This is a genomic window from Geobacillus sp. GHH01, assembly GCF_000336445.1.
GTDB classification, from domain to species: Bacteria; Bacillota; Bacilli; order Bacillales; family Anoxybacillaceae; genus Geobacillus; species Geobacillus zalihae.
The window spans coordinates 3,204,978-3,228,180 of record NC_020210.1; the positions used below are offsets into that span (position 1 = coordinate 3,204,978).

Below are 23,203 nucleotides of genomic sequence, written 5' to 3' on the forward strand. Positions count from 1 at the left end.
TCAATGCATGAGGAGGCAAAGAACGCGGGCAAGCCGTGAAGCGGAAAATCGTTGATCCTCATGCAACGCTTTGCCCAAGCCGCTCCTTCGCCGCCAAACGGCGCATCGATGCCACAGGAAGCCACTTCGATCGTCAATGCACCGCTGCAAAGACTGGCGAGAGCCCCCGTTCCGTTCAGCGTACCTCCACCCAGCCGTTTTTGATCGCGACCACAACGGCTTGTGTCCGGTCGTTGACGTTTAATTTTTGCAAGATGCTGCTGACATGGTTTTTCACCGTTTTTTCGCTAATGTAAAGCGCCTCGCCGATGGCGCGGTTGCTTTTGCCGTCGGCCAACAGCTGCAGCACTTCGCACTCGCGCCGCGTCAGCAAATGCAGCGGACGGCGCACTTCTTGTTTGACCGCCACGCCGCCTTTTTCCGACGTCAAGCGGCGGTATTCGCGAATCAAGTTGTGCGTCACTTTCGGATGCAAATACGATCCGCCTTCCGCGACGATTCTCACCGCCTCAATGAGCGTATCGGCATCCATCTCCTTTAACAAATACCCGGTCGCTCCCGTCTGCAAGGCGCGCATGACATAGTTTTCATCGTCATGAATCGACAGCACGACGACTTTCGTATCAGGGTAAGCTTCAATCAGCTGTTTCGTCGCCTCAACGCCGTTGATGTCCGGCATGTTAATGTCCATCAGCACCAAATCGGGGCGGTATGTTTCGACGATCGAAAGCGCTTCGCTTCCGTCGCTTCCTTCCGCCACGACTTCAAAATCGCCCTCAAATTCCAAAATGCGCTTGATGCCCTCGCGAAACAGCTGGTGATCGTCGATAATCGCGATGCGTGTTTTCATCGTTTCCTTTCCTCCTTGTTCGTTTTGTCAGTCGAACGGTCGAGCGGAACGCGAATGAACACGGTCGTTCCGCTGCCAATCTTTGAGCGGATGTCGAGCGTGCCGCCGAGCAGCTCCACCCGCTCCCGCATTCCAATCAAGCCGAACGCATTTTCTTTTTTGACCGATGGATCAAATCCTTTGCCATCGTCTTTGACACTGACAAGCAGATGGTGGCACGTCACTTCCATTTTGACGTCGATATGGCGCGCTTCGGCATGCTTCAAGGCGTTTTGCACCGATTCTTGGACAAGCCGAAACACGGCCGCCTCCATCCGCGACGGCAGCCGAATTTCTTCGCCGATATGTACAAAGGAAATGTGGACTCCCTTGTTATATTCTTCGGTCGTTTGCAAGTATTTTTTTAGCGTCGGAACCAATCCTAAATCATCAAGCGCCATCGGCCGCAAATCGTAAATGATGCGGCGCACTTCGGACAAAGCCGAACGCACCATTTTGCGAAAATCACGAATCTCGGCGATCGCCGCCTCTGTCCCTCGCTCTTTGATCACCTTTTCGACCAAATCAGACCGAAGAAGGACGTGAGCGAGCAGCTGCGCCGGGCCGTCATGGATTTCCCGCGACAGCCGCCGCCGCTCTTCTTCCTGGGCTTCGATGATTTTCAACCCAAATTCCTGCTTTTGCTTCGCTCCTTCAATAAGCTCGCCGACCTGGCGGAAATCGCTGTTTAAGTAGTGGAGCACGACCGTAATTTGTCCAACTAAATAATCGGCGCGTTCGATAATTTGCGCAAGGCTCGCCAATCTCCGCTCGAGTTCATCACGGCGCAGCCGCAGCTGTTTCTCCCGCTCGCGCACCATCGTCAGCTTCATATGCAGCTCGTGCGCCGCTTCATACGCCTCGCGAATATCTTGCTCCGAGTGGGTCGAAAAGTTTTGGCTCACTTCCGACAGGCGGCGGCGCGCCCGGCGCGCCTCCATTTCGAGCCGGTCCGCTTCTTCGATCGCCTGCACGGTCAGCCGCTTCACCTCCTCGAGTTCGCGAAGCAAATGGTCGTGCTCTTGACGCGACTGCTCCCCGATGCGGAAAATTTCGTCTTTGCTGTGTTGAACGGTGTCGATCATTTTTTCGACAATCCGATCTAATTGCTTCACGTCCCACTGTTTTGCCTCAGCCATTTGCCAACCTCCAACAGCGCTGCCAAGCGGTGCGCATGGGCGCCAGCAAAATTTGTTTGAAGGAAAAAAGTTGTCGATTTATAATAATAAAAGCATGCCCTATCTATTGCTCTTTTATTTTCAGTTTACCATAATGAGAGTAGAGCGCTAGCCATTCATGCAAAAAAATGAACAAAATTAAACCGTTTTCGCGTTTTTTGTATGTTGAGGTGTTTTGCTTTGTTGCAAACATATTACACGGTCAAAGGATACGGCGAACGCGAGATCGTGATCGAAAAATCACGGTTCATCTGCTATATCAATCGCGCTGAAACCGAGGAAGAGGCCGTCGCCTTTATTCAACAAATCAAGAAGAAGCATTGGGATGCCACCCACAACTGCTCCGCCTATTTGATCGGCGAGCATGACCAAATCCAAAAAGCGAACGATGACGGCGAGCCGAGCGGCACCGCAGGGGTGCCCATGCTTGAGGTGCTGAAGAAAAAAGGGGTGAAAGACACCGTCGCCGTTGTCACCCGCTACTTTGGCGGCATCAAGCTCGGCGCGGGCGGGTTGGTGCGCGCTTACAGCCGCGCTGTCTCCGAGGGGCTGAACGCCGCCGGCATCGTCGAGCGTCGGCTCATGCGCGTCATGCATGTCACGATCGACTACCCGTGGCTTGGGAAGGTGGAAAATGAGCTGCGCTCTTCCGTATATACTATTAAAAATATCCAATATGCCGACCGCGTCACGTTTGATGTTCTCGTTCCCGAGGACGGCCAGTCTTCGTTCGGCGAGTGGATGACCGAACTGACAAACGGAAGGGCGGACATTCAGGCGGGAGCGATGGAGTATGCCGAGCGGCTGCTTTCGTCTTCCTAAAACGACACCGTAAAGGAAAGAAGGGTTAAACGATGAATCATACAAGAAAAACGGTGAAAAAGCGAAAGAAAAAAAAGCGGCTCCGCCGATTCTTTTTGCTCGTGTTTCTTCTGTTGCTCGGGGGTGTCGGCGCCTTTGGCTACAATATTTACTCCGAGGCGAAACAGGCGTCAAGCAAAATTTATCAAGCGCTTGATCCATCAAGCAAGCCGGCAAGAAACATTGAGATGCGCAAAGACCCATTTACCGTTCTGTTAGTCGGAGTGGAAAACCAGTACCACGACGAGGAGGGGCGGTCTGATGTCGTCATGTTGTTGACCGTCAATCCGAAGACGAACAAAGTGTATTTGTTGAGCATTCCCCGCGATACGCGCGTTTACATCCCGAGCGAAGGGCGGAAAGACAAAATCACCCATTCTTACAGTCATGGCGGCATTCAATCGACCATTGCAGCCGTCAATGAGCTGATCAATGTTCCGATCGACTATTACGTGACGACGGATTTTGAAGGGTTCGAAAAAATTGTCGATTCCCTAGGCGGCGTCACGGTGGATGTTCCGTTCACATTCAAAGCTCAGCTGACAGGTTCGCTCAAATGGCATACGTTCCATAAAGGCAAACAAGAGTTGAATGGCAATGAAGCGCTCGCCTATGTGCGCATGAGAAAATCGGACCCCCGCGGCGATTTTGGCCGAAACGAGCGGCAAAAGCAAGTCATTCGCGCCATTATTGACAAAAGCACGTCCATCACCTCGCTGCCGAAGCTGGATGACGTCATCGCCGATTTAGGGGATCACGTGCGGACGAACATCCCTCCGTCCGAGTTGTTGTCATTCATCTACGTCTATCAAAAAATGAAAAACGCGGATGTAGAAAATTTGCATTTGAAAGGATACGACGAAACGATCAACGGCGTGTACTACTACATCCCGGACGAGCAATCGGTCAGCTCAATCAATGAAACGCTGCGGCAAGCGCTCGAGACGTCCAACGCCTCCCTCACGCGCAGCGATTCACCATCCACACAAAGCCAAAATTAACGATCACAAAGAAGGTGCTCCCAAACGCAATGGGGCGCCTTTTTCCATTTACAGCGTATCATGCCGCAATGATGATGAAAGAGCACAACCTTTCATGTCCTCTGCTTTTTTCTCTCTTTTTCAACAAAACTTTTCATTTTTTCTCATAATAGGACTGAATTCGGGTTGGATAAAACGGCAAAATTCGCTATGATAGTATAGAAAACACAAACTTGAGAAAAAGGGGGGATCGAATCCTTGAAAAAAACGCTTCTTTCCGTCTTGTTGGCGACTTGCCCGCTATGGCCGTCAGCCGCCTTGGCCGCCGATGGAAGTCCTTCCTCATCCTCACCGACACTCATGGTCGCTGAGCATAACGCTTTGCTGAGGAGAGGAGCGACGGATTCCTATCAAATCGTCGAATCCATTTCCGCTGGCCAACAAGTAAAGGTCATCGACAAGTTCCAAAATGCTGCTGGCGAAACGTGGTATCGCATCGAATACAAGGGCATCACGGGCTGGGCGCGGGCAGACGACTTTTCTGAAGCGCATGTCTCTTCCGCCTTCCCTAACGTGATGTTCGCCAAGCAAGACTCGTTGCTGAAAAGAGGGGCAACCGATTCATATCGGGCCGTTGGTTCGATTCCCGCTGGCCAACAAGTGAACGTCATAGACGAGTTTCAAAACGCCTATGGTGAAACGTGGTACCGCATCGAGTACGGAGGCGTCACCGGCTGGGCGCGTGCGGACAGCTTTTCCAACCAACCACCTTCCATGCTCGTCGGAAAGCGTGCGGTCATCGCCGCCAACGACATCGCGATGCGCAAGGGGGCATCCCCTTACTATCCGGTCGTAAAAACACTGTCTAACGGCGATGTCGTCTCCATCATGGCCGAGTTCACCAATTCGCTCGGGGAACAGTATGTGCGTGTGGAGTGGGCGGGAGTCAAAGGATGGGTGAAAACGGAACAGATCTACATACCCAAACAGCTTCCGACACTTTTGCCGACATTCATGAACGTTGTGCAGTCCTCCCCGGTTCGCCGCGGGGCGAGCGTCCATTACCGCGCCGTCGCCACAGTGTCACGCGGTCAATCTGTCAAAGTGATCGATTTGTTCGTCACAAATGGTCAGGAACTTTGGTACCGCGTTGATCTCGGACATGTCCGGGGATGGGTGTCGGAAAAAGTGTTGACGATGTCATCAACCATTTCGGTTCCAAGCGGTGTCTCGGATACGTCCAGCATCTCAGGCCAGCCGCTGACGGTCAGCGTGTCGGTCGCCAATGTGCGGCAAGCTCCATCTTTAAAAGCAAAAGTCGTCACCCAACTGAAAAAAGGAACCAAACTGAACAGCCTGTCAAGCGCCAAAGATGCGTCGGGAGCGCTTTGGTACAAAGTGTCCCTCAATGGAAAAACGCTCGGCTGGGTGCACGAGACGGTCGTAACCAAATCCTACCTTTCCCCACCAGCCAGCCAGGGGAAGCAAAAGCAGGTGACAACCGCTAATGCGGCGCTGTTTGCCGAACCTTCGTTGAGCGCCGCCGTCATCGAGCGGATTGCGAAAAACCGAACGGTCACGGTTTTGAAGACGACAGAAGCATCTCCGTTCGACTGGGTGCAAGTCACCTCTGCATCGGGGAAAACGGGATGGATGCCGGCGTTTGAAGTCAACGCCCCATCCTACGTATACGTCAAACAGGCGGGCACTCCGCTGCGCCGAGGCGCCTCTTCAAACTATCAATCGTTGAAGACGCTGGCAGCGAATGAGCGGCTTGCTGTCCTTTACGAATATCATGGATGGCTGAATGTCGAAACATCCAATGGCGTCCGCGGATGGGTGGAAGAATCGAGCACCTCTACCGTCGCCTTAAATAGTCTCGTGGAACCGACGTTTTCGACCATCAACGACAATGCCTATTTGACGTGGAAAAAAACGTCTAATTTCCGCGTCTCCTATTCGTTGTTGCCTGGCAATCGCCTGAAAATCACCGGCTCGTTTTCCTACGCTGAAGTCCCGTCGACCGACATTCCAGGCATCCAAACGGTGGAGTGGACGGGCAGCAGCCTGCTCATCACCTTTGAACCGGGGTACACGTTCACCCTTCGCCATTACAGCGACCGATTGGCGCTGAAAATTCTCGAGACCGGACTCAAGGGCAAAAAAATCATTATTGACGCAGGGCACGGGGCGCACGACACCGGGGCGATCGGCCCTGGCGGCACGCGGGAAAAAGATATTACGCTGGACACCGCCTTATTGCTAAAAGAAGAATTGGAGCGGGCCGGAGCGATCGTGAAATTGACGCGAAGCACCGACATCTTTTTGGAGCTGTCGGAACGGACATGGATCGCCAACAGTTCCGACTACGACGCCTTTATCAGCATTCACGCCGACTCGTACTCGCGGACATCTCGCGGAACGACAACGTACTACAACGTATCGAGCAACTTCAACGGGCCAAAAAGCGAGCAGTTGGCCGCCATCGTGCAAAAACATCTTGTCCAACAGCTCGGAACATATGACCGCGGCCATAAAACGCAAGACTTTTACGTCAACCGGAAAAACGAGCTGCCGAGCATTCTTGTTGAGCTCGCCTTCATCTCCAATCCGAATGAAGAGGCGCTGCTCAAAACGAAAGCGTTCCGCCAAAAAGCAGCCGTCGGCATTCGCGAAGGACTGGAAGAATACTTCAGCCAATTCTAGTTTGTTCACATTCGGAGAATAATAGCATGAGAAGGCCGATGATGCAACGGATATAAAGCTTTGGCAACGGTGTTTCTCAAGCTGGAGAAACATGGCAACATCGCGTTTTCATTCCTTGCGATTCCTCATGAACCAAGCGAATCCGTTGTGTTTCACCGGCCTTTTAGGAAAGCTATTATTCTCCTTTCTTTCCATATCCAAAAACGGGGGAGATGAACATGATGAAACGAAAAGCCAAATGGGCCGTTGCTGCCAGCCTGGCGGTCGGAATGACGGCAGGCGCCCTCTTGTTTACGCCATCGGCGATGAAAGCATCGGAAGAAGTCGTGTTAGCGAGCGTCGACTGGGTGACGTCCCAGCTCAACCCGATGAAAAACGACATTGCCAACCTGAAAGCACAACTGGCCGCCCAGCAACAACAAATTCAACAGCTTCAACAACAACTTGCCAGCAAACCCGCTTCGCCTTCTTTGCCTTCTGTCGTCTATGTAGCGAAAAACAATGCGGCCGTCCGCAGCGGAGCGTCAACGAGCTACCGCGTCATCACTTATAAACAGGCAGGGGCTTCACTGCAAGTCGTCGGGGCGCACCTTACTTCCCAAGGACTTTGGTACAACGTCGTCCTATCTTCATCGCTGAAAGGATGGATCCATTCAGGCGATGTCTCGACATCCGCTGTCAGCAGCGACAGCACCAAGCACGTCATCGCCACGGCCGCGGTCAATATTCGAAAAGGAGCGACGACTTCTTATCCGATTATTGCGACCGTTCCAAAAGGGACAGAGATGGTCTATATCCAGCCGTTTACCAACAGCAAAGGAGAGAAATGGTACAACGTGCAGCTGTCTGACGGGCGGCGGGGTTGGATGGCCGCTGAATTTGGTGAGGTGAAGTAGACGGTGAAAAAACTAGCGTGGTTGGCCGTCGTCCTGTTTTGGCTCATCACCTCTCCTTCCGCCTCGAACGCCGCTGGGGTGAAAACGTACAACAATCCCGTGCAAGTCCTTTTATATAAAGGGGCATCGGTGACAGCCGCCGTCGAAGGAAACTATCAAATCGTCAATAAAGAGACGTTGACGATCACCCCGTTGCCAAGCGGGACAAATCTGACATTTCGGTCTTCCTCTTCGACCGTGTTTGTCACGTACAATGGAAAGACGGATTTTTCAAGCACCGGATTTACTATTCAAGAAACAATCGGCGCGGCGCCGTTGTCCCTTGTCAAGGTGAACCAAACGCGGTATCGGGGAAGCGTCGACATTCGCCTGCAAAACAGCGCCTTGTATGCTGTCAATATTTTAGATATGGAAGATTATTTAAAAGGAGTCGTGCCGAGCGAGATGCCTGCCTCTTGGCCGCTTGAGGCGCTGAAGGCGCAAGCCATTGCAGCCCGAAACTATGCCTATAAACATAAAACAAGTTTGACGACCAATCCAAACACACAGACGTATAAAGGATATGATGGAGAATCTCCCCGATCGAACGAGGCAGTGGATGCGACAAGAGGATTGTATCTTAAATATAATGGCAGTGTCATTGAAACGTATTACCACTCGACAAGCGGCGGCAGAACCGCCAACGTAAGCGACGTCTGGAACTCGTCGCAAACCGCCTACCCATATTTGGCGAGCGTCGATGACCCGTATGAATCATCGCCGTACAGCCGTTGGTCGTTCACCTTCTCCCCGTCTGTGCTGCTGCGTTCGTTCGGGCTCACCGATCCATCGGTTGTTTTATACGACGTCTCGATCACCAAAACCGGCGCGAACGGGGAAGTGGGGGCCGTCACGATTGAAACCTCGGCCGGCGAAAAAACGGTGAAAGGCAATGAAACGACCATCCGCAAACTGTTCCCGCTAGACGGCAATCAATTTTACGGCATCTTGCCGTCCAACTGGTTCGACATTCAAGTGCAAAAAAGCGGTCCATCCGTGTCGATTCAAACGACGAACGGCAGCATCGCCGCCTCTTCCTTGTCATCTTATTCTGTCCAAACAGAGAACGGAACGGTTTCGCTCGCCGGCGTCGAAGGAATCAAAGTACAAACAACGGATGGCATCATGCCGCTTTCCGCCTCGCCGTCAGGGGTCAGCTCGATCACCGTCACGGGAAAAGGCTGGGGGCACCGGGTCGGCATGAGCCAATACGGAGCAAAAGCATTCGCCGAGCGCGGATGGACGGCGGAGCAAATTTTAGAACACTACTTCCCCGGTGCTGAAGTCTCGTTCTAGCGACAGAGTCCATGATGTCATACGGGATTTTGCTCTCCACCTCGGCATCACGCGGGAACAAAAAAGGGCGTCCTTCTTTGTGAGCGGAACGCCCTTTCTTCTTTTTCTATTTTTCTGTCCATCTGACGGATTCACGTTTTGTTTCATCGCCAAGGGCGTGAAGCAAATCGTCGACAATGCGAATCCATGAGTATTGCTCCACCGCCAACTTGCGCCCATTTTCCGCCATCTTTTCGTATTCCTCTCTCGGAAGGCAAAGCAGCTCGAGAACCGCCGCGGCGATCTGTTCGGGATTTTCTGGAGGAGCGATTTTTCCGCAATGGTATGTTTCTAAAATCTCTGCGCTCTCCCCTTCGCCGCAATACAGCACCGGGGTTCCGGTGGCGATCGCCGGGAAAATTTTCGACGGCCTTGCTCCTTTAAACAAGTCGATGTTGCGCAGCGAAACGATGCTGTAATCGGTGATGGAGAAAATCTCCGGCATCTTCTCAACCGGAACGGATCCGTAAAACGTCACATTGTCAAGGCCAAGCTCTTCTTTTAACGCCATCAGCTTTTCCCGCTCTTGGCCGTCGCCGACAAACAGGAAATGCGCCCGTTCATCTTTCGCTTTGACGATGGCCGCCGCCCGCAGCACCGAATCGAGCCCTTGGGCGTATCCCATCGTTCCGGCGTACGTAAACACCACTTTTCCTTCGAGCCCTAATTCCGCGAGCAGCTTCTTGTTTTTCGGCAACGGGCGAAACACATCCGTGTTGACGCCGTTCGGCAATAAAAAGACATCTTCGGGCGCTTTCCCTTGCTCAATCATATAATCGCGAATGCCTTCCGTCGCGGCGGCGATTTTCCACGCCTTCCGGTATAAAAACAGCTCGAGCCATCTCGCCATTCGAATGAACAGCCGATTTTTCAAAATGCCGAGCTCAACGGCCGATTCCGGCCAAATGTCGGCGACGTTGAAAACAAACTTCGCCCGTTTCAACTTCGCACCCACGTACCCGGTGATCCCTAAAAACAACGGCGGGGAATTGCAAATGATCACATCCGTCGGCTTCGCTTTCACAAGCAGCGAATAAAACGAGCTGAACGTAAACGAAAAATACGAAGCGAGCCGTTTCCAAAAGCTCCCCTTTGGCGACGGATAAATCCATGTCCGATGAACGGGAATGCCGTCCCATTGTTCGAACAAATAAAACAGGCCGCGGTATGGCTTGGGGATGACGCCGTGCGGATGATGCGGGAACGCCGTGAGCACTTCCACTTGATGCCCCCGTTTGATCAGCTCTTTGCTCACCTCATACACACGAATTTGCGGTGCGCCTGTTTCCGGCGGGAAGTGTTGGCATAGGTACATGATCCTCATGGCCCGCTCCACACCACTTTCCCAAAAAATCGCAAACGAACGTTCCATTTCGAGCGCCAAGAGGCGAGCGCAAACGAGGCGTGGAAAAGGGGAAACGCCCCCCTGGCATCGTCCCGCTGTCCTTGGATGGATAATCGTTGCCGCGAACCGACGGTCATCATGAGCTTGCCAACGGAAAGCCGCCGGCTTCGCGACTTAGCCTCCGCTTTCGGCAACAAACGAGCACCAACCGCGGCGGCTGACATGACGGCTTTGTTCCTCATCAACTCCCTCCACCGCCTTTCAACGTTTGTTCATACAATCGGATCATGCGCATCGCATTTTCCGTCCAATCGTAATGTTCATGGACATGGTTGACGCCGTTTTCCCCCATTCGTTGCCGCAGCCTCTCATCAAGCAGCAGCCGTTCGAACGCCTCCGCCAGCTTTTCCGGACTGTTTTTCGGCACGATCAACCCCGTTGTTCCCTCACGAACGACTTCCGGCAGCCCGCCGACGTTGGAGACGACAACGGGAACGCCGCACGCCATCGCCTCGACGGCGGCAACGCCAAAACTTTCGCTGTCTTCCGTCGAAGGCACGGCGAAAATATCCATTTGATTGATATACAGCGGCACTTGTTCGTTCGGAACTTTGCCGGCAAACGTCGTCACGGATTGGATGCCGAGGCGGGCGCACAGCTCCTCGTATTCGCTCCGCTGCGGCCCGTCGCCGACGATCAACAGCTCCGTTTGCGGATGCCGCTCGTGCACAATGGCAAACGCCCGAATCAAATCGGCGATCCCGTACTTGTCGGAAAGAGCTTTCACCGTGCCGATCGTCACGGTCCGTTTCGGCTGTTTCGGCAACGGTTTGAAGCGGGCGACATCAACACCAAACGGCGTCACTTCGATCGGTTTGTCCGTATACTTTCCGGTTTCTTTCGCCATCACATGGCTTGTCGAACAAATGACATCCGCACGCTGGAATGTATATTCAAGCATCCGTCGGTTCCAACGATTGGCATTCGGAAACTGATACACGTCGCGCCCCCAGACGGAGACGTAAAACGGATGATACGAAGCAAGCGCCCCGATCAACCCGTAGCTGGAGGCATAATGGGCGTGCAAAATATCTGGTTGAAACGAAGCGAGCAGCCGCTTTAATGAAAAGACAGTGGAAAAATACGACAACTTCCCCGGCAGCCATTTCGGCAGCACGACTGTCTCGACTTCTTTCGCTTGCTCCGGCCCGTAATGGTCTTTAAACGTCACGACTTTCACATCAATGCCTTGCGTTTGGTAAAAGCGGGCCCACTTATGCGTATGGATCGATTTGCTTGGAGCCAATAAGGCGACTTTCATCGGAGGCCCCCCACCAACGTTTCTTTCACCTTTTCCACTCTCGCTTCCCACGAATGTTTCGCCATAAACGTCTGCGCAATGCGCAAGCGGCACTCCTCGAGCATGTCGGCCATCTTGGCGATCGCTTCTGCCATCGACGACGGGTTGTCGTCGCAAATGACGCCGTACCCATCCGCTTCAATCAACCGCTTTTGCGCTGAGCAAGCGGTGGCGACAATCGGCAGGCCGCTCGACAGATAGTCAACCAGCTTGACGGGAACGGAAAAATCATTATACTCGCTCCGCCGCCGCGGGATGAAGGCGAAATCCATCTCCGCATACAAACGGTCGAGCGCTTCGCCGCTGACGTGCTCGACGCGCACTTGCAAGGCGGCAAGCTCTTCTTTCACCGCAAGCGGCTGCCGCTCGTACTCGTCTTTTCGGCAGACGACGGTGAGCGAAACAAGCGGCTTGCGGCGGTTGGCCAAGCGAATCGCCTCAAGCAGGAGCAAAAGCCCATAGTCGGCATTGTTGATGCCGCCAACATAAATGGCATTCAGCGGCTGTTTCGCCGTCCCGAACCGCTGAAACGGCTTTTGCTTCCCACCCGGCGGCAAATCGACCATCGGGCGGCGGATCGCGACGTATGTTCCCATTTCGAGGCTCGGCAAAAAGATGACATCGCAGTACCGCTCGTAAAACCGTTCTTCCCAACGGTACATCATTTGCATGGCCGTTTTTTTCCAACCGCGGAGCGGATACAAATCAGGAAACTTCCAATAGACGTCGCGGTAAAAGACGCCGATCGGAACATTGCGGGCTTTCAAGTAGCGGAGAACGTCTCGGTCGACGAACGGACGTTGCGGCCGGTGTCCTGGGTCCGTGAGCCAAAGCGGAATCGTCTGGTTTTCCATATAGCAAAACCAGACATCATCGAGCTTGCCTTGGCTGCGGAGCTCTTGAAATTGCTTCTCCCGCTCGGCTGACGTGCCGGCGATCAGAAGAACGTCCACTCCCTCTTTCGCTCCCCAGCGCAAAAACGCTTGATGCATTTCATACGGCCGCAGCTTTGACCCGCTGTTTCGTTCCGCGGCGAGTGAAAACGGGTAATAAATCAATACGGTTTTCATCATTCATCCCTCATCGGTCATTCGCCTTTTCGTTGCAAACCATGCCCGTAAATCCCCCTGCACCCGCAGCCACAACGCCATTCCGCCAAACAATGCCACGAGCAGCACCCAGGTCGGATTGAACAAAAAATCGGTGAACCCACCGACGAGCGTGCGGGGGATGTTAATGGAAAAATAAACGAACAAACTTAAAAACAAAGGATTTTTTGGCAGCCGTAGAAACCCAATATACAACAGCTGCGTCACGACACCGACATACAGCGTGCCGATGACGATCCCCACATAACCGAAATTGGCATACGCCTCAGCGACAAAAAGGGTGTTCAACACTCCCCCTGTCCCGTCTTCAATCCGCTCTGGGAACACGTGCGCCATCACGAGGCGGGCGGAGCGGACATTCTCGACGTCAAACAACCCTGTTAAAATCGAGGGCAAGCTTTTTCCATAAAGAAATGGCAGCGCTTCGCCGAACAAATTCAAATGAAGAAACGTCGGCGCGATTTGCGCCAAAATCATGCGGCCGATCGGGCCTTTGTTGTAAGACAAAAAGGTCGCAACATCTTGCACCCCTTGAATGACGATGTACATGCCGACGAGCACCGCCGCCCCTACTCCCCCATACAACGCCAATTTCGCCGCCGACAGCCTTGTTTTTCCAATGTAGATGCGAATCAGCAAAAACATCATCACGTAAAAGAAAATCGGCGATTTGGCCAAATCATACACATTGACGAACACCGCCCCGACAAACAGACAGATAAACAGCAGCTTCCACCGCCACTCGTGCGTCAGCTCGGCAAACAAATAAGCGATAAACGACAAAAGCGGCGTGAGCGTAATGGCAAAAATATTGCGAACGAGCACGTTTCCGGCAAAATGGCGCGACGCCTCAACACGCAACGCAGCCAAGCTCTCATCCGTCCCTGTCAAGAGCGCAAACACCGGAATCGTCGGCGTTTTCCAAATCATATATGCAATGGCGGCAAAACTGAGCAGCGACAGCGCCAAAAACGCATAAAACACTTGGCTGCCCGTCGCTCCAGCCAACGGAGAAAGCGGCTTTTGCAAATAGGCGCGAAACTCCTGCCTCGCTTCAAATCCGCACAGCCTTGAAACGACCACCATCGACAGCGGGAACACGATCATGACAAAGCATACGACAGCAAATCCAATCTGCCGGTATTCCTCAGGCCGAAACAGCTTGCGAATCATGTAGTAATCGTCCATCCCCAAGGCGATCAGCAGCGCGCCGATGAAGCTTGACAGAAGGAACGAGTAATAGTACACAATCGACACGAGATTCGGCGCCGTCCATGAAAGCGTCCCCGCTGCATAGCGAAACATCAAGGTGGAGGCGACAAGAACAATCAACCCAATCAACACGTCCAACATGCCGACGCACCCTTATCGCTGTCCGATCGCCGCCACGATTTTCTCCGCCGCATGCCCATCGCCAAAGACGTCCACATAAACAGGGGCGACTTCCTTGTGAACCGCCGCGACGATCTTCTCGCGGTCCGTGCCGGTTAAGATGTTCGCCCCGCCTTCGAGCGTTTCCACCCATTCGGTTTGTTCGCGCACCGTCACGCAAGGCACGCGCAAGAAATACGCCTCCTTTTGCACGCCTCCTGAATCAGTGATGATTTTTTTCGCGCCGCTCTCTAACCGAAGCATGTCCAAATAACCGACCGGATCGATCAGCCGAAGCCCTGGAATCGCCGAAGCGTCCAAGCCGTACTCTTCAAGCTTATGCCGCGTCCGGGGATGAATCGGCCACACTTTCGTTCCGTCAATATCCCGAAAAGCAGCCAAAATGGCTTTCAATTTGTCGGGGTCATCGGTATTTTCCGCTCGGTGAATGGTGATCAAGTAGTAGGATTGTTCCGCCAGCGACAAATCAGCCAAAATCGTCGATTGGCGCTGTGCGAGCTCCTTGTTGTACAAAATGGCGTCATACATGACGTCGCCGACATTCCAGACGTTTCGCGTAATATTTTCTTTTCGTAAATTTTCCACGGCCGTCTCCGTTGGACAAAATAAGAGCTCGGAGACATGATCGGTCATGATGCGGTTGATTTCTTCCGGCATCTGCTTGTTGAAGCTGCGCAGTCCGGCTTCGACGTGGATGACGGGAATATGGAGCTTCGCTGCGACAAGAGCGCCCGCGAGCGTCGAGTTCGTATCGCCATAGACGAGCACATAATCCGGTTTTTCCTGCATGACAATTTCTTCAATTTTCATCAGCATTTCGCCCGTTTGCTTTCCATGGCTGCCTGAACCCACCCCAAGATAGTAGTCAGGCGTCGGAATGTTCAACTCCTCAAAAAAAATGGCCGACATATTCGGGTCATAGTGCTGCCCGGTATGGATCAGCACTTCGGTATATTGTTTTCGCAAGACGCGCGAGACGGGGGCAGCCTTGATAAACTGCGGTCTGGCGCCTAACACGGTGGCGATTTTCATCCGAAACACCTCCTAGATCAGATGAGCGGTTATCAAGTATTTTGCGCATTTTCGCCCTCGATCGTGCGCACCGGACGGCGCAAATCACGATCAACCCGGCTGGCAAAGAGCGTGGCGGCAAACAAGCCCCAACCAGCGAGCACCCAGCCGTCAGCAAGCGGCGCCTGCTGAACGTAGACGATGACGATGAGGGCGAGCAATGTGCCGACCAAAACCAAAGCCATCTTTTTCCATGACACTGGCACAGGATACACTTGCTGGCTTTTGCGAAAAATGAAAGCCACGGCGACCATATACGTCATGAGGCTGGCCGCGATCGCCCCCCAGCTGAGCCAAAGCGGCACCAACACGGCGTTCAACGCAAGATGAAGAAGCGCCGCTAGCGTGAACACCCGTGAAATATAGCCGGTTTCCTTTGTCAAAAACAAGCCGGTGGAAACAATCAGATAATAAAAGTTCAAAAACGTGACGGCCGATAAAAACGGAATATAGGACGCTGCATCGCGATATTCCGGTTTGAAAAAGGTTCCCACAAGCCACGGGCTCGCCGTGGCGATCAAAAGCAGCCCAAACGCTCCAATGAGCAAAAGCGCCATATACACTTTCGCAAACAACGCACGGCTTTCCGGCCGGTCTTTCATCGACATCGAATACGGACGCCACGCCATCTGCACGCCGCTCGTGATGAGCGTGATCACGGTCGCGAGACGCAAGGCAACCCCAAACACCCCGACTTCCTCCAACGACGCAAACCGTTGGATGAAAAACGTGCTGACGTTGGCGATCACCCAAAAGGCGAGCGAAGTCGGCACGAGCGGGGCGGCGTAGGCAAGCAGCTCCTTTAACACGTCAAAGCGCACGCGCCACACCATATACTTGACGGTCAAATGCAACATCAACAAAAACACGAGCGCGCTGCTCACGAGCCGGCCGATGAGCAGCCCTTCCGGCGTCGCCGCGAACCACCGGAGCGCCGCATACGACAGCACAGCGACAAGCAGCATTTTCACGAGCGTCCAAATCACGACTTTTTTCGTCTGAAATTCAAACCGCAGCACCGTCGTCGCCATGACGAAAATCGTATCGAGCAGCAACGTCGCGATACTGATGTACAGCAAATCGACATAGCGAGGCTCTTGAAACAGCGCGCCTGCGATCCACGGACCGGCCAAAACGACAGCCAAAAATAAGATGGCGACGACAAACAGCCGGAAGTACATGACGTTACGCACATACAAAAGGCGCTTCTCTTTGTCGTCCGTGTCGTAATAGTAAAAAGAGAGCGCCGAATCTGTACCGAAAATGACGAGAAACGTCAGCATCGACGTCCATTGGTCGATCAAGTAGACCGCCCCGTACTGCGCCTTGGACAAATAGCTTGTATAAATCGGCAGCATCAAAAAGGCAATCAGCTTCGTGCCGACGTTCATAAACGCGTAAAGGAGCGAGTCCGCTCCTAAACGCTTGAATGCCGAGAACAATTTATAACAACTCCCGCTCGTCGACCATTTTGCTGAAGCGCGCCGGGAATCCTTTCACGACCGTCCTCGGTTCCGTATCTTTCGTCACAAGCGCCCCAGCGGCGACAAACGTCTCTTCCGCCACCGTCACGCCCGGCAGCAAAATCGCTCCGCCTCCAACGCGCGCCCCGCGCTTGACGGTCGCCCCTTTGATTTTGGCGAACCGTTCTTCCGTCCGCCCCATGTAGTTGTCATTGGTCGTCGTGACGCACGGAGCAATGAACACATGGTCTTCGAGCGTTGTGTAGGCCGTGATGTAGGAGTTCGACTGGATTTTCGTCCGATCGCCGATTTGGACGTGGTTTTCGACGCACACCCCGCGCCCGACGATCACATATTGGCCGATGTGCACGTTTTCGCGCACGCTCGCCAAATCAGCGATCAATGTGTAGGCGCCGATCACTGCTCCTCGATAGATGACAGCGTTGGCGCCGATCGTGCAATGGTCGCCGATGACAAGCGGCGGCAGCTCGCCCGACAGCTTGACGGTGCTCGTTTTCGCCGGCTTCGGCGGTTTGCCGAGCACCGCTCCGTCGGCGATCGTCACGCCGTCGCCGATGACGGTTCCTTCGTGAATCGTGACGCGATGTCCGATTTTAACGTCGTTTCCGATTTTGACATTCGCCTCGATGACCGTGAAATGGCCGATTTCGACACGTTCACCGCAAACAACAGAGGGATCGACAACGTTCATGGTTTCGTCTCCTTCGCTTACAATTTGACGTATTTGGCCGGTTTCGACACATCTTTCATGGCGTTGCGTGTGTCAAACACGACCCGGCTGTGACGAGCGACCATTTCATAGTCGATGTTGGAATGGTCCGTCGTAATCAAGACAAGATCTGACTGTGCAAGCAGTTCCGGCGTCAGCTCGACCGTCTCAATCACCCGGTTGCACGCCCGGAACGACGGAACATACGGGTCGACGACCGCAAATTCCGCTCCGTATTGCTCGAGCAGCTCGACGATTTTCAACACTGGCGATTCGCGCACATCATCAATGTCTTTTTTGTAGGCGACGCCGAGCACCGTCACTTTCGAACCGCGCAGCGCCTTCCCTTCTTCGTTCAAAATGAGCATCGCGCGGTTGACGACATATTCCGGCATGGCGTTGTTGATTTCTCCGGCCAGCTCGATCAAGCGCGTATGGTAGTTGTATTCGCGCGCCTTCCATGTCAAATAAAACGGGTCGATTGGAATGCAATGGCCGCCAAGCCCCGGCCCCGGATAAAACGCCATAAATCCGTACGGCTTCGTTTTCGCTGCATCGATGACTTCCCAGACATCAATGCCCATCCGTTCGCACAAAATGGCCATTTCGTTCGCTAACGCAATGTTGATATGGCGAAACGTGTTTTCAAAAATTTTCTCCATTTCCGCCACCGCCGGACTCGACACTTCGTGCACATCGCCTTCAAGCACGGCGCGATACATCGCCGCTGCCACTTTCGTGCACGTCTTTGTCACGCCGCCGACGACTTTCGGTGTATTTTTCGTCTTAAACTGCTTGTTGCCCGGGTCAACCCGCTCCGGCGAATAGGCGACGAACACCGTCTCCCCGACGACGAGCCCTTTTTTCTCCAGCGCCGGTTTCACGATTTCTTCCGTCGTACCTGGATAGGTGGTCGATTCCAACACGACAAGCATCCCTTCATGGGCGTATTTAGCGATTTCCTTCGCCGAGTTTTCGACGTAGGACGTATCCGGCTGATGATGCTCATCGAGCGGGGTCGGCACCGCGATCGCCACGGCATCGACTTCCGCGATCCGGGCGTAATCGGTCGTCGCCACAAGCCGCCCTTGTTTGACCATCTCATGCAAATCTTCATCGACGACATCGCCGATGTAGTTGATCCCATTGTTCACTTGATCGACGCGGCTTTGTTGGATGTCAAAGCCAATGACATGAAACCCTGCTTTTGCTTTTTCGACTGCCAGCGGCAACCCGACGTAGCCAAGCCCGACCACGCCGATGACCGCGTCGCGTTTCTCAAATTTTTGCAACAGCCGTTCCGCGTAGTTCATTCCTCTCATTCCTTTCTACTCAGATAGTTGCACTCTTGTCCCCGTTTCCGCCGAACGCAAAATCGCTTCGATCAGCCGAACAGGAGCCAATCCGTCCAAACCCGTGACGATCGGCTCGCGGTCTTCGCGAATCGCTTGCACCATATCTTCAATGATCCATTGGTGCCCCGGCTTGCCAAACGGGTCGGCGTTGATCTCATCGATGAGCTTTGCCCGTTCTTCCTCGCTGACGCCTTCCGCTTCCCACGTTTCGATAAAGTTGGCCGTCCGGCCGCCGATTTTCACCGATGCCGTTTCACCGAAAATGGCGATCGATTCCTCCAAGTTTTGCGGATAAATCGTCGTCGCTGCCTCAATGACGCCAAGCGCCCCGCTTTCAAACTCGACGACCGCCGCCGCGACGTCTTCCGTCTCAATCTTGCGCAGCCTTGTCGCCGCCATCGCTTGCACCGCCTTGACCGGCCCCATCAGCCAAAGCAGCAAATCCAAATTGTGAATGGCTTGATTCATCAAGACGCCGCCGTCAAACTCTTTCGTCCCCCGCCACGCCGCCTGATCATAATAGGCTTGATTTCGATTCCAGCGCACCGTGGCGTTCGCATGGCTCAGTTTTCCGAACATCCCGCGCTCCATCGCCTCTTTCAGCTTCCGAATCGCTGGACGGAAGCGGTTCGGATGAACGACCGCGAGCTTCACGCCGCTTTCTTTCGCCGCGCGGATCATCTCTTCGGCGTCGCTCACACGGAGCGCCATCGGTTTTTCCACAATGATATGACGGCGATAGCGGGCCGCCAGCTTGGCCAGCCGCGCGTGCAATCCAGACGGAACGCAAATGTTGACGACATCGATCTGTTCGTTCTCCTTCAACATCGTCTCCATATCAGTGTAAACAGGAACATCCGACACGTCGCGCAAACGTTCCGGATTCGTGTCGCACACGGCCGCCAGCTCGGCGCCGTCCGCCTTTTCAATGGCATCGATATGTTTTTTGGCGATATGCCCCATGCCGACAATGGCAAAACGGATCATGAAGAATAGTACCTCCTCGCGTCCAATATATACTTCCAAAGCACGAGCCAAACGACCGTCAAAAACAGGCCGAGGACAAGGCCGACGGCCATCAGCTGCCCCGTATACGTTTTCGATTTCGCCACCGTTTCCGACAATACGGCCGGTTTTTCGTAAAAGACAAGATTGCCGCGGATGCGATTGACACGCTCCATCACTTCAGTCAAGTTGTTTTCCGACTCAACCAACAAGTCGCTGATGTCATGGAGCTGTTCCGGATTCAAGCGGCCCGACTGTATTTGTTCGCTATAATAATCGACTTTTTGCTGCAAGGCGCGCTCCCGTTCTTCCAGCGCATGCAAGTATTTCGTGGTGACATCAATCCGCTCTTGCGAATGGCGCTTGAGCCCCTGGCTGTATTCCGACACAACAAGCTTCAATTCTCGACTCACGTCTTGTTCATCGTCGCCTTTGACCGTGATTTGCACGTACTGTTCTTCAGGAACGACGACATCCAAGTTTTTCACCTCAGGAAACTTCGCTTCTATATTTTTCGGATCCGTCAACTCTTTTACATCAATCGATCCGGTAAACACGACAGCTTTCCCCGTATACTTCTCCCCCTGCAGCAAAAGCCGCCCTGCGATGACGGTCAACACGATCGTCGCAAGCGGAACGACAAGAAACCACCATTTTCGCTGCCAAAAAAAGCGCAAATATTCGTATAGCACAAACGGTCGTTTTTCCGCCGTCAATCCGGCCACCATCCCTTATCATAAAATAACAAAGTGTTGTGAACAAAACAAATGATCCAACGCCAAAGAAAACGCCATTGCTGTGCGCAAGTGACGTTTCCTTTGGCCGGTTGGACGATCAAGCGAAATGACGGTAAAACTCTGCGATTTTCTCGACGACGTACTGTTGCTGCTCCTCTTTCAGCTCTGGGAACATCGGCAGCGACAGCGCTTCTTTCGCCGCTTTTTCCGCCTCCGGCAGCTGCCCTTCCTTATACCCGAGCGAAGCAAACACCGGCTGCAAATGCAGCGGCAGCGGATAGTACACCATCGTCGCGATCCCCTGTTCTTTCAAAAACGCTTGCAGCTCGTCGCGCTTCGGCGCTCGAATCGTGTATTGATGGAACACATGATAGCGCCCGTCGACTTCTTTCGGCGTCACAACAAGGTCGCCGACCGCCTCCTCGAGCAGGCGCGTATACGTCGCCGCATGCTTGCGCCGCTGTTCCGTCCACCGATCCAGATGCGGGAATTTGACGCTTAAAATCGCCGCTTGCATCTCATCGAGGCGGCTGTTGTAGCCAAGTACATGATGGTAATATTTCGGCTTGCTGCCATGAACGCGGATGACCCGGCATTTTTCGGCCAGTTCGTCATCATTCGTAATGATCATGCCGCCATCCCCGTAGGCGCCCAAGTTTTTCGTCGGGAAGAAGCTGTACGTCGCCGCCGTCCCAAGCTCGCCGACGCATTTCCCGTTGTATTTCGCGCCGATCGCCTGGGCGGCGTCCTCGATGACAACCAATCCATGCCGGTTGGCAATCGCGGCGATCGCCTCCATATCCGCCATTTGCCCGTACAAATGCACCGGGATGATGGCTTTCGTCTTCTCCGTCACCGCCGCTTCAATTTTCGCTGGATCGATGTTGAACGTCACCGGATCGATATCGACAAACACCGGTTTGGCGCCGGCCCGCGCAATCGATCCTGCCGTCGCGAAAAAGGTGAACGCCGTCGTGATGACTTCATCGCCCGGCCCGACGCCGGCCGCTTGCAAAGCAATATGTATCGCATCGCTTCCGTTGCCGCAGCCGATCCCATGTCTAGCCCGGCTGTAGGCGGCAATATCTGCTTCTAGCTTTTTGACATAATCCCCTAAAATAAAGCGGGAGGAGCGCATCACTTCATCCAATACGCGCATGATCTCCGGCTTCAATTGTTCATACTGTTCGCTTAAATCCAACATTGGCACGTTCATCGCAAGTTCCTCCAAATCCAAAAAATATGTAGAATAAACATGTTTAGTTTATCACATTTGCGTCAATATATAATGACAGTTTTGTGGCAATCTTGGCCTTGCCGCAAAAAAAATCAGCGAAGGAACGGCAGAAGCTGCATAAACAACGAAAAAGAAGGGTATAATTTTCCAAAGACGGGCCATTCCTGAAAAAAGCCGTTTGTCCCTTTCATGACACAAACGGCCCATTTGCTATTTATCGGTCATTTCCGTATACTTTTCGGCTTCCCCGAAGCAGCTTGCGAATAAAGGTCATAAACGGCTTGTACTGATCATTGACCAAGCCGATCAGTTCAGCAAGCAGTTCCCCGAAGACGATCAAGGCAAAGACAATGAGAATGGACTGCCATAACGTCGAGGCGGAGAACAAAATCGCGCTGATGGCAAACATCAAGCCAAACGCATAAATGAGCAGCACCGTGTTGCGATGCGAAAAGCCAAGGGCCAGCAACCGATGATGAAGATGCGACTTATCCGGCGCCGAGATCGGCTTTTTATTCACAATGCGGCGAATAATGGCAAATGTCGTATCGAAAATCGGCACACCCAAAATGATCACCGGAACAACGAAGCTGAAGAGCGTCACGCTTTTGTAAAGCCCTAGCACCGACAGGACGGAAATGGCATAACCTAAAAACAACGCGCCGGTATCCCCCATGAAAATTTTCGCCGGGTGGAAGTTGTAAAACAAGAAAGCGATGACGCTGCCCAAGATGATCAAGCAGAGCGTGAAAATGAGCATTTTGCCCGCCATGCCCGCCATGACGGCAATGGCCGCAATTCCAATGGCGGAAATGCCTGCGGACAATCCGTCCAACCCGTCGATCAAGTTGATGGCGTTCGTAATCGCGATAATCCAAAATATGGTGATCGGGTAGCTCCACAGCCCCAACTCAAACGTGCCGACAAACGGGACAGTCAAAAGATCGACCTTCAGCCCGGAAGCGACAACGACGAACGCCGCCAGCAGCTGGCCGGCCAGCTTCACTTTTGGCGACAGCTCGTACAAATCGTCGAGCATCCCGACGAGCACGATGATGATGGCGCCGACCGTCATCCCCGTCACTTGCTCTTTATACACCCCGCCGACAAAATAGCCGACGGCGACACCGATAAAAATGGCCAATCCGCCAAGCCTTGGCATGACTTTTGTATGCACTTTTCTTCCGTTCGGCCGATCGACCGCCCCAATTTTGATGGCGAGCTTGATCACGAACGGGGTGATGACCAATACTGTAATAAACGAAGCCAAACATGCGGAAAATGCTTCCATATTCATGTGCAATCACCTTGGCCTTATAAAATCGCGGAAACACACATCATCTTTATGTTACCATATACGATGAGTAAATCAATCTTTTTTTACACCCCTTTTTTGTCCCCAAGGATGGAAAATTTCTTTTTCCCTTGCCGCGAGAAGCTCGAGCGCCAATCCGGCGAACGATTCCACATTTTACATCCTCCCTCCACAGGAAACATCTTGTGCTATAATTAGGT

The 23,203-nt window shown here is 53.3% G+C and carries 20 protein-coding genes; 5 read left to right on the forward strand and 15 right to left on the reverse strand.

Going from position 1 to position 23,203, the window contains the following annotated elements; all coding sequences use genetic code 11:
- Positions 1-175 precede the first annotated feature (175 nt).
- Both GHH_RS15915 and GHH_RS15920 read right to left on the reverse strand, forming a co-directional pair.
- Complete coding sequence (locus GHH_RS15915; protein WP_015375862.1) at positions 176-850, reverse strand: response regulator transcription factor; 675 nt, start codon at positions 848-850, stop codon at positions 176-178.
- Complete coding sequence (locus tag GHH_RS15920; RefSeq protein WP_015375863.1) at positions 847-2,028, reverse strand: sensor histidine kinase; 1,182 nt, start codon at positions 2,026-2,028, stop codon at positions 847-849. Before GHH_RS15920 ends, GHH_RS15915 begins: the two co-directional genes overlap by 4 nt.
- A 219-nt stretch (positions 2,029-2,247) precedes the next feature.
- Here GHH_RS15920 and GHH_RS15925 point away from each other — a divergent pair, with 219 nt between their 5' ends.
- The 5 genes from GHH_RS15925 to GHH_RS15945 all read left to right on the forward strand — a co-directional run bounded on the left by GHH_RS15925 (position 2,248) and on the right by GHH_RS15945 (position 8,845).
- Positions 2,248-2,889: a YigZ family protein gene (locus tag GHH_RS15925; protein WP_015375864.1), complete on the forward strand. Its 642-nt coding sequence runs from the start codon at positions 2,248-2,250 to the stop codon at positions 2,887-2,889.
- Positions 2,890-2,921: 32 nt separating this feature from the next.
- On the forward strand, positions 2,922-3,929 hold the full coding sequence (locus GHH_RS15930; protein WP_015375865.1) for an LCP family protein: 1,008 nt from the start codon (positions 2,922-2,924) through the stop codon (positions 3,927-3,929).
- Positions 3,930-4,166: 237 nt separating this feature from the next.
- Entirely contained in the window at positions 4,167-6,614 is a 2,448-nt protein-coding gene (locus GHH_RS15935; RefSeq protein ID WP_013146447.1) for an SH3 domain-containing protein, read from the forward strand.
- A 218-nt stretch (positions 6,615-6,832) separates the two neighbouring features.
- On the forward strand, positions 6,833-7,510 hold the full coding sequence (locus tag GHH_RS15940) for an SH3 domain-containing protein (RefSeq protein WP_013146448.1): 678 nt from the start codon (positions 6,833-6,835) through the stop codon (positions 7,508-7,510).
- Between the two features lie 3 nt (positions 7,511-7,513).
- Positions 7,514-8,845, forward strand: a complete 1,332-nt coding sequence (locus GHH_RS15945) for a SpoIID/LytB domain-containing protein (protein ID WP_015375866.1) — start codon at positions 7,514-7,516, stop codon at positions 8,843-8,845.
- A gap of 106 nt (positions 8,846-8,951) precedes the next feature.
- Here the strand turns inward: GHH_RS15945 and GHH_RS15950 are convergent, their stop codons facing one another.
- From GHH_RS15950 to GHH_RS16010, 13 genes are all read right to left on the reverse strand, one after another.
- Entirely contained in the window at positions 8,952-10,208 is a 1,257-nt protein-coding gene (locus GHH_RS15950) for a glycosyltransferase family 4 protein (RefSeq protein WP_015375867.1), read from the reverse strand.
- Complete coding sequence (locus GHH_RS15955; protein WP_015375868.1) at positions 10,205-10,471, reverse strand: hypothetical protein; 267 nt, start codon at positions 10,469-10,471, stop codon at positions 10,205-10,207. Before GHH_RS15955 ends, GHH_RS15950 begins: the two co-directional genes overlap by 4 nt.
- Entirely contained in the window at positions 10,471-11,550 is a 1,080-nt protein-coding gene (locus tag GHH_RS15960; RefSeq protein WP_015375869.1) for a glycosyltransferase, read from the reverse strand. The genes GHH_RS15955 and GHH_RS15960 overlap by 1 nt, the downstream gene beginning before the upstream one ends.
- On the reverse strand, positions 11,547-12,662 hold the full coding sequence (locus tag GHH_RS15965) for a glycosyltransferase (protein WP_015375870.1): 1,116 nt from the start codon (positions 12,660-12,662) through the stop codon (positions 11,547-11,549). Before GHH_RS15965 ends, GHH_RS15960 begins: the two co-directional genes overlap by 4 nt.
- The gene (locus GHH_RS15970; RefSeq protein ID WP_015375871.1) at positions 12,663-14,051 is read right to left on the reverse strand and encodes an O-antigen polymerase; all 1,389 of its coding nucleotides are present in this window, start codon (positions 14,049-14,051) and stop codon (positions 12,663-12,665) included.
- Positions 14,052-14,063: 12 nt separating this feature from the next.
- Entirely contained in the window at positions 14,064-15,122 is a 1,059-nt protein-coding gene (gene wecB, locus GHH_RS15975; RefSeq protein WP_013146455.1) for a non-hydrolyzing UDP-N-acetylglucosamine 2-epimerase, read from the reverse strand.
- 32 nt (positions 15,123-15,154) lie between these two features.
- Positions 15,155-16,603 carry a lipopolysaccharide biosynthesis protein gene (locus GHH_RS15980; protein ID WP_015375872.1) on the reverse strand — a complete coding sequence of 483 codons (1,449 nt, stop codon included), beginning with the start codon at positions 16,601-16,603 and terminating at the stop codon, positions 15,155-15,157.
- A gap of 1 nt (position 16,604) precedes the next feature.
- Positions 16,605-17,336, reverse strand: coding sequence for an acyltransferase (locus tag GHH_RS15985; RefSeq protein ID WP_013524679.1), 732 nt, complete (start codon positions 17,334-17,336; stop codon positions 16,605-16,607).
- Positions 17,337-17,353: 17 nt separating this feature from the next.
- Complete coding sequence (locus GHH_RS15990) at positions 17,354-18,667, reverse strand: nucleotide sugar dehydrogenase (RefSeq protein ID WP_015375873.1); 1,314 nt, start codon at positions 18,665-18,667, stop codon at positions 17,354-17,356.
- A gap of 15 nt (positions 18,668-18,682) precedes the next feature.
- Positions 18,683-19,696 (reverse strand): Gfo/Idh/MocA family protein, encoded by a 1,014-nt coding sequence (locus GHH_RS15995; RefSeq protein ID WP_015375874.1) that lies wholly within the window; start codon positions 19,694-19,696, stop codon positions 18,683-18,685.
- Complete coding sequence (locus GHH_RS16000; RefSeq protein WP_015375875.1) at positions 19,693-20,430, reverse strand: hypothetical protein; 738 nt, start codon at positions 20,428-20,430, stop codon at positions 19,693-19,695. Before GHH_RS16000 ends, GHH_RS15995 begins: the two co-directional genes overlap by 4 nt.
- 118 nt (positions 20,431-20,548) lie before the next feature.
- Positions 20,549-21,667 (reverse strand): DegT/DnrJ/EryC1/StrS aminotransferase family protein, encoded by a 1,119-nt coding sequence (locus GHH_RS16005; RefSeq protein ID WP_015375876.1) that lies wholly within the window; start codon positions 21,665-21,667, stop codon positions 20,549-20,551.
- 235 nt (positions 21,668-21,902) lie between these two features.
- On the reverse strand, positions 21,903-22,985 hold the full coding sequence (locus GHH_RS16010) for a glycosyltransferase family 4 protein (RefSeq protein WP_015375877.1): 1,083 nt from the start codon (positions 22,983-22,985) through the stop codon (positions 21,903-21,905).
- Between the last annotated feature and the right edge of the window lie 218 nt (positions 22,986-23,203).